At 57.0% G+C, this 19,415-nt stretch carries 11 protein-coding genes; 1 reads left to right on the top strand and 10 read right to left on the bottom strand.

From position 1 onward, the window contains the following. Window positions 1–100: 100 nt before the first annotated feature. The gene (locus M0R88_RS15945; protein WP_248650004.1) at window positions 101–463 is read right to left on the bottom strand and encodes a type II toxin-antitoxin system HicB family antitoxin; all 363 of its coding nucleotides are present in this window, start codon (window positions 461–463) and stop codon (window positions 101–103) included. Between the two features lie 107 nt (window positions 464–570). Between M0R88_RS15945 and M0R88_RS15940 the strand changes: the two genes are divergently transcribed. Further along, complete coding sequence (locus tag M0R88_RS15940; RefSeq protein ID WP_248650003.1) at window positions 571–2,841, top strand: Aq_aa27 family P-loop NTPase; 2,271 nt, start codon at window positions 571–573, stop codon at window positions 2,839–2,841. Between the two features lie 812 nt (window positions 2,842–3,653). Here the strand turns inward: M0R88_RS15940 and M0R88_RS15935 are convergent. From M0R88_RS15935 to M0R88_RS15895, 9 genes are all read right to left on the bottom strand, one after another. Continuing rightward, the gene (locus tag M0R88_RS15935) at window positions 3,654–5,894 is read right to left on the bottom strand and encodes an Eco57I restriction-modification methylase domain-containing protein (protein ID WP_248650002.1); all 2,241 of its coding nucleotides are present in this window, start codon (window positions 5,892–5,894) and stop codon (window positions 3,654–3,656) included. A 1,362-nt stretch (window positions 5,895–7,256) separates the two neighbouring features. After that, window positions 7,257–7,832, bottom strand: a complete 576-nt coding sequence (locus tag M0R88_RS15930) for a TraB/GumN family protein (RefSeq protein ID WP_248650001.1) — start codon at window positions 7,830–7,832, stop codon at window positions 7,257–7,259. Between the two features lie 290 nt (window positions 7,833–8,122). Beyond that, window positions 8,123–9,487 carry a restriction endonuclease gene (locus M0R88_RS15925; RefSeq protein WP_248650000.1) on the bottom strand — a complete coding sequence of 455 codons (1,365 nt, stop codon included), beginning with the start codon at window positions 9,485–9,487 and terminating at the stop codon, window positions 8,123–8,125. A gap of 67 nt (window positions 9,488–9,554) precedes the next feature. Next, the gene (locus M0R88_RS15920; protein ID WP_248649999.1) at window positions 9,555–10,946 is read right to left on the bottom strand and encodes an ATP-binding protein; all 1,392 of its coding nucleotides are present in this window, start codon (window positions 10,944–10,946) and stop codon (window positions 9,555–9,557) included. A 578-nt stretch (window positions 10,947–11,524) separates the two neighbouring features. Next, window positions 11,525–13,168: an ATP-binding protein gene (locus M0R88_RS15915; RefSeq protein ID WP_248649998.1), complete on the bottom strand. Its 1,644-nt coding sequence runs from the start codon at window positions 13,166–13,168 to the stop codon at window positions 11,525–11,527. Then, entirely contained in the window at window positions 13,168–13,833 is a 666-nt protein-coding gene (locus M0R88_RS15910) for a DUF8166 family protein (RefSeq protein WP_248649997.1), read from the bottom strand. The genes M0R88_RS15915 and M0R88_RS15910 overlap by 1 nt, the downstream gene beginning before the upstream one ends. A 73-nt stretch (window positions 13,834–13,906) precedes the next feature. After that, a complete protein-coding gene (locus tag M0R88_RS15905; protein WP_248654414.1) occupies window positions 13,907–15,172 on the bottom strand; it encodes a DNA double-strand break repair nuclease NurA in 1,266 nt (421 codons plus the stop codon). Next, a complete protein-coding gene (locus M0R88_RS15900; RefSeq protein ID WP_248649995.1) occupies window positions 15,172–17,883 on the bottom strand; it encodes an AAA family ATPase in 2,712 nt (903 codons plus the stop codon). Before M0R88_RS15900 ends, M0R88_RS15905 begins: the two co-directional genes overlap by 1 nt. Beyond that, window positions 17,880–19,388: a metallophosphoesterase family protein gene (locus M0R88_RS15895; RefSeq protein WP_248649994.1), complete on the bottom strand. Its 1,509-nt coding sequence runs from the start codon at window positions 19,386–19,388 to the stop codon at window positions 17,880–17,882. Before M0R88_RS15895 ends, M0R88_RS15900 begins: the two co-directional genes overlap by 4 nt. Window positions 19,389–19,415: the final 27 nt, after the last annotated feature.

The following is a 19,415-nucleotide window of genomic DNA, read 5'->3' as shown; positions in this document are numbered from 1 at the left end:
TTAGATCTAACGGAGGTTCCGTCATTCCACTCGACTTTGGCAACCGCTTCTCAGGAGATTCGCGTAGATTAGCCAGCAGCAGGGCTAAGAAACCGAGAATTTAGTCATTAAATAGCGAATACAGCATCTCAAGATTATCCGTATCCGAGTAGTCCGTAGTCCTGTAGGATTTCGCCAGTCGTAACGTAGCATCACGTTGTTTCCGAATCTGTTCCTCAGACACATTCGGAGGCTCGTACTCGTCACCGCGTAATTCAGCGACCAACTCCTCGGCCTCCGGTTCGGGAACGAACACGTCGAGTGCCATCGCTAGCAGGTCTTCATCTGCGTCTTCGTAGCCAGCGAGTGCATCAGCCAACATCAGCAACGACTCCAGTTTCGTCTCTCCCTGCGTCGTCACTCCGGTCTCTTCGTCCGTAATCACGAACCAGTCGTCTTCTCGCTCAATCGTAATCGTCGGCATGATTTTCTCAACAGCGAGGAGTGGTAAGTGTCTCCGGGTACGGATAGAGTGCACCACCCTATCACTCTGTGGCAGGGGTTTATTCGTGTTAGGTGAATTCCTCCTTTATGAACGAACTGAGAGCGAATATCTCGTTCGACAGGTTCGCCGATATGCCGGAGTTCTACGGATCGGGTGCTGCGAAGTACCGCCTGGCGATGGTGAAAGAACGAGACGACTTCCTCGACCTGTTCGAAGGCGCTCGTCACGTGGATGCGGTGACGTACGCGGAGACGCCCGAGCTGATGGTGAAGATGCTGACCGAGTACGACATCGGGTCGCTGGACGTACTCATCGGGAACGCCGAAGACTACGCAGACCAAGTGAGCGAAGTCTCGACGGCCAGGTCTCTCGTCCGACTTCGGCAAGACGACCGGCTCACCGTTCGACTGAAGAATCGGAAGACCGTCCACTCGAAGATCTACCGGATCGTCATGCCGGACGACACGGTGAAGCTCGTACAGGGGTCGGCGAACCTCTCGCGGAACTCGTGGGAGTACCACACGAACCAAATCTCGGTCTTCACGACTGAGGTCGGGACTGAGCTGGACGAGGAGTTCGAGCGGTTCATCGACGAGTACCGCGAGGGGTACAGCGACCAGACGCTCCTCGAAGGGCTCGTCGAAGCGCTGGAGGAAGCCGATTCGCCGGAGGAGCGGGAGAACCGCATCGAGTACTGGGTCGGTGCGGGCGACCTCGACGTGAGCGACACGGCCGCACTGAATCAAGACGCCGTCGAGGACCTGAAAGACGTCGCCGACCAGGTCACCGCCGTCGTCGACGACCCCGAGGAGGCTGACGAGACGGTCGCGTTCGTCGAAGAACCCGAGAACGCCGACCGCAACGTCGTCGAACCGGACGCTCAGACAGGTGAGAAAGAGTCTGGCGAGGACGAGAACAGTGACGAGTCGCCGGATGTCGGCCTCGTGGAGTCGGATCACGAAACGGGGTTGACGGATACGCTCGACCGGCCACGGGTTCGCGCCCCCGACGAGAAGATCCGGATGGGAACCAGCAAGGTGGACAAGGATACCGCAGACGAGTTCGGAGCCGGTCTCCGTGACCGCGGTGCGACCGTCGAAGATCACAGCATCACCGCGCCGCTGAGCGCGTACAACAACCAGGTCAAGGAATCGACGGCCATCCCGACGATGTCCGTCCTTCCGGAGGCCGAGCAGGTCGTGATCGGCGAAGACGACGAGATGATTCTCGTCGCCACCGACGAGCCGACGCCCGAAGTCCTGGATCACTGCCTCGAAACCATCGAGCACTACATCGAGACCGTCGAGAACCACGGCCACACGCAGTCCGAGACCGCAGTAATGGCGCAGATGTACGAGGCGTTCCTCTACGGGTTCTGGGCTCCGTTCGCCAACCAGTACGCTGAAGCCCTCTCGTCACCGTCGCGGACGCTGGATAACGTCCTCCAACATCTCTACATCGAAGGAAAGAGCGACGCAGGGAAGGACAAGCTCACCGAGTACATTCTTCGCCTCGTCTCCGACAACACGGTCATCTCCGGTGTCGACGCGGACGAGGTCGGTGTCAAGGAGGTCCGTGGCGTCCGCGAGTGGGACACGTGCTTCCCGTACGCAATCATCGACGCGGAGAAAGAGAAGATTCAACGGTGGAGCCCGATTCGGAACTACTGGGGCGACTGGACGCCGACCAGCGTCGATCAGCCGTGCCTCATCTTCACGACGAACGACGCGCTTCCGAAATCCGAGTTCCGGAACCGGATGAAAATCCTGAGCATGGACGTCTCCTTCCCCTCCAACCCGGAGGACCCGGGCTTCCGCGAAGCGCAAGAAGACCTTTCGGACGTGCTGGAACGGCAGAACCCGATCTTCAGTTACGTGGCCCGCCGGATGCTCACCGAGCGACCGTGGACTGACGGGAACGGCACTATCGAAGACGTCCGCCGCATCGTCCGCGAGTTCTACGACGAAGCTGGTCGAGAGCAACCCGAGTACTTCCCCGCTGACGAGCCGGCCGAGAAGACGTACGACACGGGGCGGCTGAAGTGGCAGCGCGACATTCAGGGCGGTCGCGTCACGTTCGAGCCGGAACCGAATGCCATCACGGCTGACTTCGACCGCGAAGAGTACGAGGTGTACGACTACGAGAAGCGTCTCCCCAAGCGCTTCATGTCCGAGAAGTCGTCCACGAGCGTCTACATCGGTGCACCCGAGGAGTTCGCCGAGTGGATCGGGTACTCCGTCGACGAACTCCTGAACGGGACAGCAGAAACCGGCACAGATACCGAGCAGTCAGCTAAGATGGAAGACGCGTCTGATACAGACAACTCCGGTGGATTCCTTTCTCGGCTGTTCGGCTAGTCTTCTCAGTCTACTGTATGACTTTCGTGGAATACTACTGTACAGCAACGCATCAACATATAGAAGTCTGTGAGCTCGTCTGATCGGGGGCGTGAGTGAGCACGACTGCATCGAGGTCTACAATCGGGGTTGCCTCTGGGATTTGCAAGTACGGAACTTCACCCTCAGCTCCCGGCTTATCACCACAATCGATGAGAACGCGTGACTCCGAAGTGCTCGAAATGAAATTCGCCCAGACAGCTTGTTGTCCGCAGTCGTGACACTCGGCCTCATCCCGAGCATTAGTGGATTTGGAGGCGGAGGTCAGTTCACCCTGTTCTCGACAATGGAATGTTTGTAATCCGGTGAAGCGACCCAGGTACATCGGAAAGAACTAATCGTGATGAACTCGCCAACGGATCGCCGATCCAGAAACACATCCTTGACTGCATAGAACCGCGGTCACTGTCGGTAGGCCGACGTGAGCCTATCCGGAACTAACGCGTGTGTTGATACCACCGAGACCGTCCTGAGGACCGACAGCCGGAGCATCATCGTCGACAAAGAGACAGCCCTTCAAAATCCCAGTGTCGAGGTCATGTACACGGCAATGTACGTACTCATGTACATGCGTATGTACCTCAATACGTACCTGCGTACCGTTGCGAGTAAGTAGCTGCGTGCAAGTTCCAGGGTGTACAAACTGATCTACAGAACCACCGAAACAGATGAGATGATACCCACGGAACTACGCTTCTAATCACGTTACTCATTCCTTCAATCTCGATGTGAGTACTGACGTCCTCAATTGCGCAGACCAGTATTCTCGAATATCACTGTAGGCGTCGGACCACCGTATCAATTCGTTCGATCACCGCCGTTTCATCTTGATTGCATCGCGCCGCTTCCCGGAGTTCATCGAAACACTCTGCAAGCGTAGCGACGACATCGTCTGGCTGCTCTCGTGGGTCAATGACTGGAATCTCTCCGACGTCTCCTGGTTCGAACTTCTGTAACCCGCCTACGAGTTGCCGTCGGTACTGAGAAACCCCGTTATCAGCGAAGACGTAGTTCAAATACGCCAGTAATGCCCTCTGACCTTGCCGGCTCATTGTAGCGTCCGGGTAGACCCCGTAGTAATTGTTCAGGTGCCGCGCGTTGGTTTCGTTGAGTATGGCGCGAAATTCTGACCGGCTCATCGGAGTCACGAGAATCGGTGCGGTATCACCGCGCTCAACCCGGTACCATGGATCCCGGCCGTGAACGCTTGACCTCGTCGGGAGTTTGTCATGGTTAGTGAGGCCGTGACGTAGATATCCGACAATGGAGGGTGCTTGGTCAGTGTTCATCGAGTCTTCTGACCAGTAGGCGCGCTCGTCTTCGTCGTCGTAGGTCGTTTCGGGAACCCCGGGCAACCGGTCGAGGTGATAGAGTAGCCACGTTGGCCGTCCCTGTTCATCGAAATTAGCCCAATCGTCTGCGCGGACGTCATATCCATCGAAATAACGCCGCTTTGGAACGATGCGTGACAAGTACTGCGGGTCGATTCCCCAAGACTCGACCTGTTCCTGCGAGAGGCAGAAGAAATCGTTCTCACCGGTCTGCAATCCGCGGTGGACTTCCGCTATGTCCGAAAGTGGCCGCAGATCGGGCAGTTCGTCAGGATTGAGATCAAATAGATTGTCCCATCTTTCCTCCGGGTTCAGCTCTGACTGCTCGATGCAGTTGATGGCTCCCCAATCTGTCTCTCCGTGGATGCCGTTCTGAACTGCCTCCAATTTAGTCTCGACCCCAGGATTCTCGTCGACACGAATGAACCGCGTGACTCCTGTGTCCGGCTCATCAGTCGCTTCCAAAAACACGACCATGTCTGTCGTCTGCGCCGTGTCGAATTTCGACTCGTTCTCTGGATTGTCCAAGAGGAGTGCCCGGATGTCAAATTCCCGGAGAAGGAACCGTTTGAGGGACTCTCCGTAATCTCGCTCCAAGAAGTGGTGTGGCGTGAGGACTGCCGCTCGATCCCCAACGTCGAGGAACTGCCTGAGGTGGTAATAGAAGTACGAGTACAGCGGTGACGTTTTCGGAATGTCTAATCCGGTCAGTTCCTCGGCTTGTGCGTTGAGTTCGTCTTTGTACGCCGAGGGGAGTGAGTCGTGACGGGTGTAAGGCGGGTTGCACAGGACCGCATCTACGTCTCGATCTAAGTCCGTGGGTTCCACGTCGAAGAAATCAGACCGGCGGGCCTCGTGTTGTTGGCCGGCAATCGTCTGTGCTGTCCGGCCTGCGAGCGCTGCGAGCGGACTGCGATCAATCCCGTGGACGTGGTCCGGGTCAGTACTTATCTCCCAATCTGGATGGAACGGTCCCGACAGTTCGCCAGCACCCATTCCGGGGTCAAGTACGACATCACCACCACTGGTTGCCCACGTTCGCATCACCTGCCCGAGTGACTGTGGGGTTCGGTATTGCCCGAGCACCCGACGATGATCTCCTAAAATCAGCGTCTCGTACAGGCGGCCGATGTCCGTTGCTGGCTGCGTTGACTTCAGAAGCCGATCTCGCGCTTCGGTGACGGCTGTCGTATCGGCCTCTTCAACGCTCCAGAGAATTTCGTCTAATGTACACGGCGTGAACGCTGGGTCACCGGTTTCCTCGCTAGCGAGTTGGAAGTTCTCACGTGCATCGCCCGTGAACTCTGGGAGGTCACCGCGTTGATGGTGCCATTCGTAGAGCGTGCCCTTCAATAGAAGTGCGAACACCGCTTGGTGAGCGATAATTGAAGGCGTCTCGTCATCGTCAGGAGCGTACCCGTGTAACTCACACCACGACTCGACCAATTCTTGAATCGCGGGTGATGCGTCAGTGATTCCTGGTTCTACGACCGCAGCAGTCGTTTCGAGTAGCTTGACGAGGGTATCGCTGAAGACCGAGTGTTTCCTCAATTCTGGAACTGTTGTCTCGCTATTCGGCGGCTCTGGTCGTCGCCGTGCATCCGGTGGTGTAGCTGCAATACCGGTTACCGGTATTGCTGGTTCCCTATCGATACTTGGGTATGTGCTGTGGAGATTCGCCATCCGGCGAAGTCTGTGCCGTTGATTCGTCATCGGAGGTGCTTCGGCTTGATGAACCACCCCGGTTTAAAGCTCTGCCCTCGAAACCCCGAAGACTCCTATTATCGCCGGTAGATAGAGTGTAATAAACACAGAGCAACGCCACACTCTCGACGTAGGGTCTGTCCGACGTTGGATCGCAATGGATTATCCAGAATCACCCGACAGAATGGAGAATTGCCATAATATATAAACTAAATTATTTGTTTTCTGGACATCCCCCGTGTGGACGTTTGGATTACGTTTAGATGATTCTGGACATCTCCTGTTCCACTCAGGATACAGCATCACCCAAACAGTATTCTTGTTCTGTGTTTGGTGTTTGTTCGCAAAGAATCCATAGAGGGGGTGTGTCCAGAACGTCCAGAACGTCAATAACTAGTCCCTCACTTAAGACCCCGGGGAGGGGGGTTGTCCAGAACTTCCCACCACTTGTTAGGCCACATTACTTCGCTAAAGTAGACCCATATCACTTCAGTCGAACTGGGGGTCTTCCAGGGACTAACTGAGTACTATCACCTGTTACTCTCAGATGAGGGCGGTGTACGAGGAGGTGTACCCAGAATTTTGAGGAATCCTGACCTTTACGGCCAACCTCAGCGGATATTCCCGAGGCCGTAATCAGCTTTATCGGCTAGAAGAATATGAATACAATACAGAGTGGACATCAGCAAAAGATTGGCGACAAGATCACCTAACCGACCCCAGGTTTCCCCTGGAAGTAGCCGTTCATCTACACTTGATATAATATTATAATTCTTTTGTTGTAGGTAGTATATTCCCCTAATTGGAATAGATGGCGAACGTGCGGTATACGCTAGAAAAACATGTGATCCGCCTCTTTAGGCGTTTCTCTTCCTTCACGGATCCCTTGTCTTCCCCGACCATATTATATGTGTATCCCGGCTATTCGACTGAGCCGCCTTGACATTAAAGTCGGAGGTACTCACCATGGTCATCTGTCGATGGAAACAGTAGCCCGCTACTCAGAAAAACACCCCATATGGGGCAGGAGGTTCTGGACAACCCCCCTCCCCCCGGATTTATAGGGAAAACGTCTTCTCGACATCCTGGACATTCTGGACAGGGGGTTCAACCTCGATGGAGAGTGACGATTGGGGCCTGGGGCAATCGGATAAAACTAATAGCTACTGACCGCAGCACCCGGCCCGGTTCTCCATGGGTCCGGGGTCAACAGTGATGGACTCCAGCGTGCAAAGGGGTTGGTTGTGTCACAGTACGCTATACCTGTATTCACACTCCACCATTACATGCGTGGGAAGTACAGAAAGTGAAGCGAACGAGGGTGAGTAGTTCGTTCCCGACTTATGCGTTCGAGTACGGTGATTCTCGCGGGAATAACCGGTAATGCGCAAGCGGTGGGACCTCGACGATGTCGTCGGGGATCTTCGACGGCGCACGTAGCAGATCCAGTACGCCAGTGAGATGCTGGACGCCGACAGCCGCGACGACTGTGTCGATGTCGTCGTGGTTAGTGAGTGCGGTGAGGTGACCCGCCATCACTGCGTCACGATCTGAGATAACAGTTTGGAAGGCGTCAGGGGCTCGCTGCTTCGTCAGGTCGCGCCACTGCCGGATCGTCTGGAGGTCTAACTCGTAGTACGTCGTCCGCCTCAACTGGTCTTCTGAGTCGATCTGCCCGAGTGCAGTGAAGATCTCCCGATCCAGCTGTTCGAAGTCCACTGCCGTCTCGTAGTCCTGCGTATCGATGCCGGCGATTAACAGATCGTAGAGGTGATCCGTTGCGAACGCGGCGGCTTCGAGTTCGTCTCGCGGCGGCCACCGCGCGTCTCGAACGTCTGGGTGGTACTGACTGATCCCCTCCGCAGACGTTTCAATAGCGACAACGTCCGGGTCGTATCGCGTGATCGCGCCAGTCACTCGGGCAGTCGCAAGCGGTTGTCCGTGGAGCACACCGAGAACGTGCACCCCGCCGACGCGACCGGCTGTATCGCACGTTGTGATTCCGGTGGGTTCGATAGAACGGCTTCGCTTGTTCATCGATGCCTCCCCACCGTACTCACCTCACCGTTCTCGCTCGCTCGCCGTTCAATCCCGAATCCCTCTACAGCGAAGGAACTTCCAGTGGTTCTATGCTTCATACAAGCGATAGTCAAGAATCCACTTAAACAGTTGGAAAGTGATCCTACCCCTTCGGGTACTACACCTTGCTACAGCACTCCGACGCTAACTAGGAGGCTGACGACGAGGAGCAGCGTCACGACGACCGCACCGACAGTGAGCGGCGTGTTCTCCATGGCCTTCTCGTGGAACGGCATTGCTTCGTACTGTTCTCGGAACGCATCCCGGTTTTCCTCGTCGTAGAAGTACTTGGTCTTGAACACAAAGCGCTCGGTTACAGCGCACCCGGTACAGACCGGTGTTCCCTCCAGTCGCTCGGTCTTGATGTGTGAATCACAGTTGATGCTTCCGCAGTTCGCACAGTACGTATAGGCGTTGTTGGCACCGTTCGTGCCGCAGTGGACGCATTGATGGATGCCGTCTTCGCTCGTCACGCGTGACGGCCCCGCGGCGAAATACTCGTACGGATACGAGTACTCCTGCAGGTCAGTCGTGTGACGAACGAGTGGAAGATACACCGGTTCGATTGACTGCACCGAGATGTCGGAACGGTTCGGTTCGCACGTCTTCGTGTACGTGACGTTATTGTCTCCTGTATAGGAGACGGTCGTCGTGTGATAGTCTTGGAGTCGTTCGACTGCCCATTCCTTGTACTCGGTCTGGGTTTGCCCGAATCGTCGCTCCTCAACCGCATCAAACACGTTCTCGAATTGATCCACATCGAGGTCAACTGCCGCATGCAGGTTCTCCGACACGAGGTTCGAGACTTCACTCGATGCAGTTCGGGGGTGACCGCGTTCAGCGTGGACGACGAACTGGGACCGGTCGTTGATCCGGTGAATCACGCCAACCGACGTCTCGAAGACTGCGTTCGTGTCCGCCGTCACAGCGACAACTGGGCGGAATGCAACTTGTGAATTCGGCTGCGGAAGGTCCGATGAATCGATGTTTTCGATGTCTTGGAACGCCTCTTTGACGGGCGCAGTCACTGACGTCGCTGGGTCGTACGGCCGAAGTGTTTCGTCGCACAGGATTTCGATCCGACCGTTGTAGAGGTCAAGCCCGATCTCGTCAGCAATCTCACGGAGGTCAACACCGTCGAGAAGCTCGATTGGATACGGATCATCGTTCCGCTGAAGCCGCTCGGCGTACTCCACAGCCGGATCTGTGAATCGGCCAGTCGTCACCACCATTCCGCGTTTCGGCCCATCGAACTCGAAAGTCGCAATCGCCGAGTGAAGTTTCTGCACGACCGGCCGTCCGACAGACCCCGTGTGCTTACACTCAACGACGATCCCTCGACGGGTTCCGTCAACGACCTCTTCCATGAGGATGTCGCGCCCCTCGTCAGCCGTCCGTTCTGCTTGCCGAACGTTCTCGTAACCGAGGTTCCGGAAGACGTCCTCCATCACGTCCTCAAACTCGAAACCGGAGAGATCATCCAGAACTGGCATTTTGATGTGTTCTATTTCTTGGTTGTTTGTCTCGTATATACGTTCCCTTGGATCAGTATCGAAGCACTCAGGACGGCATGAGTAGGTCGTCGAGGTCCGCTACGCTGAAAAGGGACCACGAGTCGTCGAGTTGTGCTTCGAGTCCGTCGACGAACCCGCTTTTCGAGAAGAGGGCGAACCGCTCGTTTCGATCCGGCGGCCCCCATCGGACGTTCTCTGCCTTTGCTCGCAGACTCTGGACGAGGTCTTCCCCAACCGGCTCCGTCGTCCATTTACATTCGGCGAGGAGGACTCGGTCGTCGTTCGGTGCCAGTCCGACGATGTCGATCTCTTCTTCGCCGTACCACCAGCGACCGACCTCCGAGTACGGGTCGAACGTGCCGCGTCGAATCCCTTCCCAGACGGCTTCTTGGCACACGTCTTCGAACGTGGTTGCGACGTGGATTGGGAGATCCGGCTCAATCGTCCCGTCGTACACGATCTCCGGTGCTTCCTCGATACTGGATCGATTCGGCTCGACGTATCGAAACCAGAACCGAAGGAACTCATCAGCCACCCGGTACCGTGACCGCTTGGATTTCTTCCCCGAGGCCGTGACTGGGACATCTCGTTTGACGAGCCGAAGTCGACGAAGTGTCTGTAAGTACTTCGAGAGCGGTCCCGAATCGATCCCAGTTGCGCCGGAGATCTCGTTCGGGGTCGTATGGCCCAGTGCGACCGCTTCGAGGATGCTCATGTACCGAGCTGGGCTTCGAAGTTCGGTGCGCAGGAGGAACTCGGGTTCGTTATACAGCACTGCAGACGGTGACAGTACGTGCGACTGAATATTCGCCGCGAGCGACTGTGTGTAGTCGAACAGCGTGAGGTACATCGGGGTGCCACCCGTGACGGCATACGAGCGAATCGCATCCTGGATGTCGTACGAGATGACCGCTCGGGCCTGTTGAAACGAAAACGGCGTCACGTCGAGTTGCGCCGTTCGTCGCCCGTATAGTGGGCTCTCGTGACCCAATATCTCTGATTCCATCGTACTCACGCTCGACCCACAGAGTACGAGCATCGAATCCGTCCCATCGAGTTCCTGGTCGACGAACGCTTGTACGTACGACGGGAGCGAGTCGTTCTCTGCGACGAGATATGGGAACTCGTCGATGACGACGACGAGATCCTCACGCTGGAGTTGCTCCCCGAGGTATTCGAACGCCTCGTCCCACCCGTCGATTCGCGGGACGCGCTCGTCGAAGTGGTCTGCGATCTGGTCGAGGAACTTCTCTCGCTGTCTATGTTCGGCCTCCTGCGCGGCGAGGAAGTATATGTGGGGACGGTTGGCACAGAATTCTTTGAGGAGTTCCGTCTTCCCGACTCGACGTCGCCCGTAAACAACGATAAAGTCCGCACCAGGGGTCTCCACCGCGGCGGTGAGGGTGTCGAGTTCCGCCTCCCGGTCGTAGAAGGTCATACTCTGGGTAATGATTACTGCGATAATGACTTAAACATTCGGTCAACCAGGCCCAACCGAGAGTTGCTCGGACTGCGAACAGAGTACCGAACCAAGCCCGGCGAAAGATTCAGGCGAAACAGGGCTGGAGAGACGGGAATATTGTCCGTCCAATTGCGCGGGTTCGACTGGTCACTCCTCAAATCCTGGGCCGACGGTGAACGAATCCGGCGCGCAGGCCAGTTGATTGTGTTGACACCACTGACAGTGCTCGCCACCACTATACTAATTAAACAAGAACTCTTACTGACAGTCTACCAAAGAGCCTCGTAGAGAGCGAGTCACTGGTTATTCAGACGAACGAAGCACCAATTTGCTATCTCCGATACTAGTGTTTCTCTTGGTTTGCTAACGGGTACCCCAGTTGTCTTGATTTAAACCCCGAATTGGAATATTCTTGATAGTATTTCTGGACACCCCCCGTGAGGCTACCGAGGAACACTACTAACGGTCCGCTGAAGCCGGCGAATAATTCTGGACACCTCCGTTCTCGCTATCCATAGAATACGTGATAGGTATTCAGCGTGATTCGGTTGGCATCAATCCAGACTCTGGACACCGGTCGAATCGCCTTCACCAAAGTCGGCTGCTTCGGACTGTGTCGGTTCACGCTGCCGCTGATCGTAGGCGTCACGCCATTCCTCAATAACGGGACGGCTCCCTGCCCCGTGGGACGTCCGGCGCTGCCGAACTTGTATCAGCGCCGGCGTATTCATCGCATCGCCAGAGACGACCGCTTGCCCAGGCGTCAGACCAGGTAACTCACGGAGAACGTCTTCACCGGCAGCCTCAACAGAGTTCTTGATCGCGTCCTGGTCATTCGGGTTCTTGATTTGCATCGAGATCTGCGTCCCGCACTGTGACAGCACGTCTTGGTCGATCTTCGACGGACGTTGACTGATGATTCCCAGCCCGAAGCCGAACTTGCGGCCCTCGGACGTGATCGTTCGCATGATTCCAAGTGACGGCGCATCACCAGACGCTGGTGCGAACCGGTGCCCCTCTTCGAACAGCGCGAAGAGCGGATGTTCAATCTGAGAGTCTCGGTCTCGGACGGCATCGAGCCGCTCTCGATACATCCGTCGCAAGAGAACGGTCGTGATGAGTTGCTGATTCCACCGATCCAACGTATCCATCTGCAACACTGTACACTGACCTGGATCCACGATCTCGTTCAGCGGAACGTTGTCTTCGGGGTGGAACAGATCGTTCCGCTCAATCGACTGGCGAAGTCGCCACTCTAACGCACCGACACTCGCGTCATCCTCCCCGTATCTCGCTTCCATTTCACCGATAAGCTCATCGATACCCCACGTCCGACTCTCCTGTCGCTGCATCGCACGCCATGCCGTCGACAAACGCTCTTGCATCCGGTTGCTCGGATTGTCTAAGACGGCCATGACGTCGCCTATCTCCAGTTCCGAGATACGAACCCGAAGTCGTTCAGGGTCGTAGTATACGACCTCCGGCTCGTACCCGTCCTCGCCTCGGAATGCCTCGTTCCCCTGCATCTCCGCGAGGGTATCGTATTCCCCGTGCGGGTCGAACACGAGTAGTGAGGCACGGGAATCAGCCCCCATCATTTCCTCGATCAACACAGAGGCTGTGTACGATTTCCCGCTCCCAGTGGATGCGAGGATTGCCAGGTGCGTCGAAGCGAACTCCTCAATTGGAATGTGGATATTCGTCGCCTTCGGTGACCGATTCAGTAACCATCCCAGGTGCGCAGTCCCTTCTAGCTCCGTGACGTCAGTACTGTCCGTCTCGCAGCCGAGGTTCGGGAGAACTGTTTCGAGCTGTTGGTCGGGAGCAATCGATAGTGGTGTCCCTGGGGCCGGGAGCTGTCGCGGATTAGCGAACGTGGTCATCTCAGTGTCATAGTACCCGATGACCGTCGCCGTCAGCCGGTACAATTCGGTGTCGTCGGTCGGGACGCCGAGGGTTGCCGCGACCGTATCTGGACCAACCTCGGGATCTGCGAGAAAGCCCTCGGGTAGCCCGCGAATCAACTCACGGTTCGTTACCCTGGCGAGCACAGACCGGTTCCCTCCATCGACGGAGACAGTGTAGGTGATGAACTCCCCGGTCTTTATCGACTTGTCCGCAGGGGTGACGAAGACGAACTCGTTCGGGTCATCACCTGGTCCGGCAACAGTACCGACAACGGAGGACTTCCCGGACATTAGACCACCCCCCGGCGCTCGTGCGCCTGCCACTCGATGTTTTGCTCCACCACATCGAGTACCCGCTGGTTCGAATCGTCCTCGGGGAGCATCCGTCGGAGCCGGTCGATCAGTGCGACGATGACCTCAGCACCGAGGTCACCTGCAATGTCGATGAGTCGGTCGAGGTAGGCCAGCTGGATCTGCCCGTCGACGGTGTGGAAGGAGACGGTCACCTCATCCGGACAGTGGTAGACCGTATCATCGACCTCTAACGTCCACCGCGGCATCCGATGCGTCGGATCGGTAATCGACCGGTCGTCGGTCACGACAGCTGTCCCGAGGAGCGCCACGCCAGCGAGCGTGGTTCGCTCCTCGATGTATCCAGGTGTGAACTGCGCTTGGTCGTCTTGGGCTAATCGCGGACCGGTTCGACCTTGGTCAGGATCGACGAGCTTCGTGTCGTAAATCACACCCATGACCGCATGCTCCGTCCCGTCAATGACCTTCTTGATGAAGACGGGTTGCCCGAATTCGCGCTCGTGAAGCTTTGGCGGCCGGTCACAATCTCGCTCTTTGAAGATCTCGACGACGTAGTCGAGGTGGCTGTTTGAAGAAACGATGCTCCCGATCCGGACACACGAGTCGAGGTCCGGGGTATCGAGTTCTGTTACTGACTCTGTCATAGGTTCACCTCTAGGGTGCTTCGGGGTTGTCGGACGAGCGGTGCTCTGATCATCTCTGATATATGTGGGTCTGTCATCGGCGGCGGAGTTCCTTGCTTAGTGCCTTGGCGTTCCATTCCAGTGGCACGTCGTTCGATTCGGCCCAGCGCTGCACGACCCGGTGAAACTCTTGGCGGTCTTGGTGGTCCAGCACAGCATCACTGTCCACCTGCTGGAGGATCTCGGGGTAGCCGCGCCCGATACCGGCCTCTGCGCGGACAATCTCGACGGTGTACTCGTACATCGACTCGCACCCGTCAGGACCGTCACGACGGCACAGCCACCCGGGGAATTCGATACGGTCTAGTCCAGCCCCCGGTGGCACGTTCAGATACGAGAACAGAATGTCATCACGGAACTCGTAGGTCTCACCCTCGTACGTCGCCTGTAACGCGTCGACACTTCCGTCTCGCTTCGAGATAAACGGAACCGTCGTGTCGCCCCAGGGACTCATCAACTCTGCCAGTACGTGAGCGTCCGGAATGACGCGATCATCTTCGAACTCCTCACGCCACAGGAGCCGCGTCATTTTCACCAACTCCGTCGCACTCGAACCCGCGACGTATCCGACCAGCGGAATTTCATGGTGTTGGCTTGCCGCGATCACCCGGCTCAACGTCGAGAGATATCGCTCCCGGGTTTCAGGCTTCAACGGGTTCGCAAACGACGCGATCAACGGCCCGTCGTAGAACACTATTGGCGCGTATTCGATATCTCCCGCGTCACGAGCAGCGGCCAGATCTGACAACTTCTCGATCAGGAGCTGCCCTTCGTGTTCGTAGCGATGATGACCGACGAGCTGCGAATCGACGAACCGGTAATCGCCGTCTTCCGATTCCTGTGTCACCTCGTCAGGCGTCAGTAGTCGTCCTTCGACGCTCCGGTCGAGTCGGCCTTCCGCGTGGTGATGATTCACCGCCCATGCCGACTGCACGTATGCGACCGGGACGTTGAACTGCGTGGTCGGCGGGAGCTGTGACCCGTCGACAGCCATCACGGGCACGTCCCGGACGATGTCGCGTGCCCACTCGTTGACTTCCTCATGGTTTTCCCATCCGTCACTCTCCGGGTGCGGAACGATGACATTGGTCGCGTTGTCGAACGCGTCCGTGGGGTATGCGCCCGGATACGACGTGTCCTGTAACGCCATTCGAATCTCATCGCTCGTCCACTCGTCTGGGAGGCGCTGAAACGCGTCCAAGTAGCGTTCGACGATTCCGGAGTCGTCTTCCAGGTACGACTCAATCGTCTCGACGTTGGCCTCTAACTCGCTGGCGACCCCGCGTTTATCAATCGGCATTAATTGACCGTCACCTCCGACGTCTGCCGGTCTTTCGTCACGGAGATCGTGTAGTCCGTCATCGAGTCGAACGTCTCGTCGTGACTGATGACAGTGAGCTGCTCGAAGCTATCCAGCTGCTTCAGTTGTGACACCAGGTTGCGTTTCTTCTGCCGGTCGAGATTCGCCGTCGGCTCGTCCAGGAACGCGACGCCGACCGACGCCAGCTGTTCGAGGATGGCGAGCCGAACCGCGAGCGCAGCCGCCATCTTCTCACCACCGCTTAGCGTCGAGAACGACTTCTTCACGTCCGCGTCGTGAACGACGATCTCGTAATCACTCGTCCACTCAAGCGTTTCCGCGGACGCACCGCGGATCGTCCGGAACAACTCGTTCGCCCGCGCCCCGATTCGGTCGGTGATGATTTCCCGCATCTTCGGCCCTGCCTCCCGAACATTCTCCCGGACCCACTCCGCGAACTGGTGATCGGCTTTCAGCTCCTTCAACTGCTGGAGCTTCTCCTGCCGTTCCTCCAACGCCGTCTCTAAGCGCTGGGTTTCCTCGCGCGTCTCGGTGAGATTCTCCTTCTTTTCTTCGAGCGAGCCTTTCGCTCGCTCTATCTCACCTTTGAGGTCCTCGATGTTCGACTCAAGCGCCTGAAGTCGCTCCTCGTCGAACGCTGCTTTCGTCTCTTCGAGCTCGGCTTTCGTCTCGTCAAGGGCGTCTTTGAGCTCGGCCAGTTCCTCTTCCGTCTCGTTGACGGCCTGTTGCCGTTCCTCTACCTGGGAGGCCTGTTGCTCGTGCTTGATGTACGTCTGATACGCCGACTCGGTCTCCTCCAGTGTCTCCTTGACCTCGGCCAGTTTCTCGTCCAGCCCTTCGTATTCCGCCAACTCGTCGTTGATCTCCTCCAACTTCGAGTTGGTAGCATCAAGCTCTGCCCGTTTCTCCTCTAATTCGTCAGGGATGTCCGCGTGCTCCTGCACTCGGAACTCCGCAGTCTCGTACTCGTCATACGCTTCCTGCAGTTCATCCCGTTCTGCTTCGAGTTCTGGCAGTTCCGCCAGTTCTTCTTCGAGGTCCTCTAGTGTCTCCTCTGCCTCCGACTTCTCTGCCTGGAGATTCTCGACCTCTCCTTCCAACGATTCGATCTTCTCACGGTGAACCGGGAGCTTATCGGCACGTTGCTTGACGTTTCGGGCCTCCTCCCGACGGTCGCGTAGAACAGAGAGTTCCTCGCTGAGCTCCTTACGTTCTGTGTCGATATCTTCGATCCGTTCTTCGCGCTGGTCGATTGCGTCCGACCGGTGTTCCTCCTTCAGTGGTCGGTCACACGTCGGACACGGCGCATCCACATCCGTATCTCGCAGTCGCTCCAACTGCTCTTCGAGCTGTTCCCGTTCGTTCTTCAGTTGCTTCCGGCGCGCCTTCCGCTCGTTAATCTTCTCGTCGAGTTCCCCCGGACGCGTCGTCGCCTCCCACTCTTCCTCGATGACCTCAACTTTCGCTTCGAGCGACTCCACCTTCTCTTGCTTCTCGCTAATATCTCCGGTGAGATCGTCGATTCGTTCCTGTAGTTCCTCGACCTCGCCCTCACGCTGCTGTAGCGAGTTGATCTTCTCGTCAAGTTCTTCGTACCGCTGTTTCTCGTCCTCACGCTCCTCCAACGTTTCCTGCGCCGACTGCAGCGTCTCTAAGTCATCTTCAAGCTGGTTCACCTCGAATTCGACCGACGAGACCTCCTGTTTCTGCTCGTCTTTCCGCTCAGCAAGCGTGTCCCGCTCGCTCTCTCGTTCCTCCAGCTCGTCCAGCCGCTTACTCGCTTCCTCGTGCCGGCGATACCCCTCACGGTTCTCCTCACATTTCTCCTGTGCCTTCTGAGCGGCGCGAAGTTCCTTCTCTGCAGCTTCTAGCTCTCGCTTGGTAGCCTCGATCTCCTGCTCCTGTGACCGCACCTCCTGTTCGAGGCTGTCGATTTCATTCTGGACGGCTTCTAACTCTTCGTGCTCTGTTTTTTTCTCAGTCAGCTCGTCGGTTTTCCGCTCAATCTCGGCTTCGATTGATGCGACCTCGTCGGCCAGCGATTCCGCTTTCGCCCGCTTGTCCGGCAGGTCCTGTACCGTACTCGTGAGCCCTGCAATCTCCTCACGGAGCTTCTGTTCCTCCTGCTCAATCGCATCCGGAATGTCCTTGAGCCGATTCCAGGACTCTTCGTACGCATCCAGATTCAGCAGCGCATCGAACTTCTCCTTCCGTGGCTTCGGATTGTCCGCAAAGTCAGAGAGGAATCGTGTCTGCGGAACGCCGATACACGACTTCCACAGGCTCTGCAGCTCCTCTTTATCTTCGACGTCGAACCGGGCGCACAACCATTTGATGAGTTGGGATTTGGAATCGATGTCTTGGTTGATCCACTCTTCGTTCTCGGAATCGTACCTGTGGACGCCGTAGTTTGACCGCCCGGCTGACCGCGTCACGCGGAAGCGTTGCTGTCCCTTTGCGGTCTCCTGCTCAAATGTGACCTCAACAGTCCCAGAACTCGCGTCCTCGCGCACGAAGTCCTTATTGTTGAACGGCAGCGAGTCAAATAATGCGAACCCAATCGCTTCCTGAATCGTCGATTTCCCCGCGCCGTTCTCACCGAGGATTGCGGTCACACCGCCTTCAATCGACACGACTGTCCGCCCCTCGTACGACTTGATATCCTCTAACGCTACCTCAGTAATCTTCATTGCTGCACCACCTCCGCTTCATCGCTGACCTCTCGACTGGGTTCTTCATCTCCTGACTCAGTCTCCTCATCGGGATCCGTGTCCGAGAAGGGGTCCTCATCGATGTCAAGCACGATGTTGCCAGTCAATTCAGGGAACAGTTCCTGCCGTGCGGAGCTCACCGAATCGCGGATATCTTCGACTGCCTCTTCCGCTTGCGCCATCTGGTGTGCGTTCCCCAGCACGTCGGCGACGTCTTCCGCGTGGTCATCGTAGATGGACTCCTTCGCTATCGTCTCGAACACCCGGTGTTCCAACGCGTTCGTGTTCAACCGCCCATCCTGGAACACTTCCTCTTCGTCGATTTCGGAGATCAGTTGCTGCACGTCCGCCGTCCGGATCCCTGTGTTCACCTGCACGTACAGAGCATCACACTCGTCTTTCAGCCACTCTGCGAGCTCATCCGTCCGGAAGTCTCCCCGACTGAACTGTAATGTCCCGGTGAACCGCAGATCGATGATCGGCGCGCGGGGATTACCATTCGCTGTGAACGCCTCCTTCTGGCAATACTCGTCAATGTTCGATTGCTCTCCTCGGACATGCTCTTGGAACCCGGTTTTGAGTTCACTCGGCGAGTCGTACGACGTTACATCGAACTCCACCTGGTAGTACGGCCGTCGCTTGGTCGAGTGGTGGTCCACTTCGTACTCAACCGCGTCTTCGGCCTCGTTTCCGTTGGAAGATAGCGCAATTGAACAGTAGCCGTGCTCCCAGTCGTGGCGGCCTTCGCGCGTGTTGTGCGCTTCCGGGGAGCCAGGGTTATAGATCCAGTCAGCAGCCTCGTACCGCTTGTGGATATGTCCGAGTGCCAAATAATCCACGTGCTCTTTCACATCTCGGAGTTCCCCGTGCGTTACCGTCCCGCCGAGCGTCGGGACCTCATCCTCCATTCCGAAATGCGCCAGTAGCACGGTCGCTGCCGGTTCACCGTGCTCGGCGTTCGCTGCTTCAATCCCGTTTGCCACCTGTTGCAACGCTTGCCTCGTTCTTGCGCCTCGCCATTGGAGTCCGAACACCCGAACCGGCCCGTCGCACTCCTCGACCTCGATGTCGTAGAATCCAGCGTAATCCCCCGGGTCACTCGGGTCGTACGGGTCGAACCGAGCGGTTTCCGGATCCGCCTCCAGGTCTGCCTTCAGAAACACGATGTGGCCACGCCGATGCAGATAATTTAGCCACGTCACCTCGCGTGGCGTCAAGTTCTCGTCGTGGTTCCCTCGGGATACTAACACCGGCACGTCGTCCGGTAATCTGCTTAGTTCCTGTTCTGCTTGGTCGAGGACCTTCGGGCGGAGATCCCGCGAGTGGAACAGATCCCCGGGTAGCAGAATCGCGTCCGTCTCGTGCTCCTCGACCATTTCACGGAATGCAGCACGCGTCGTCGACACCATGTCGTCCTCTCGTTGTTTCAACCCGTACTGCCGGTGGCCGAGGTGCGTGTCCGCGATGTGCGTGAGCGTCAACATGTGGCTACCACAGATAGTCAATCAAAG

Origin of the sequence: Halorussus gelatinilyticus (assembly GCF_023238445.1) — an archaeon.
GTDB classification, from domain to species: Archaea; Halobacteriota; Halobacteria; order Halobacteriales; family Haladaptataceae; genus Halorussus; species Halorussus gelatinilyticus.
This window is presented reverse-complemented; position numbering and strand designations above follow the sequence as displayed.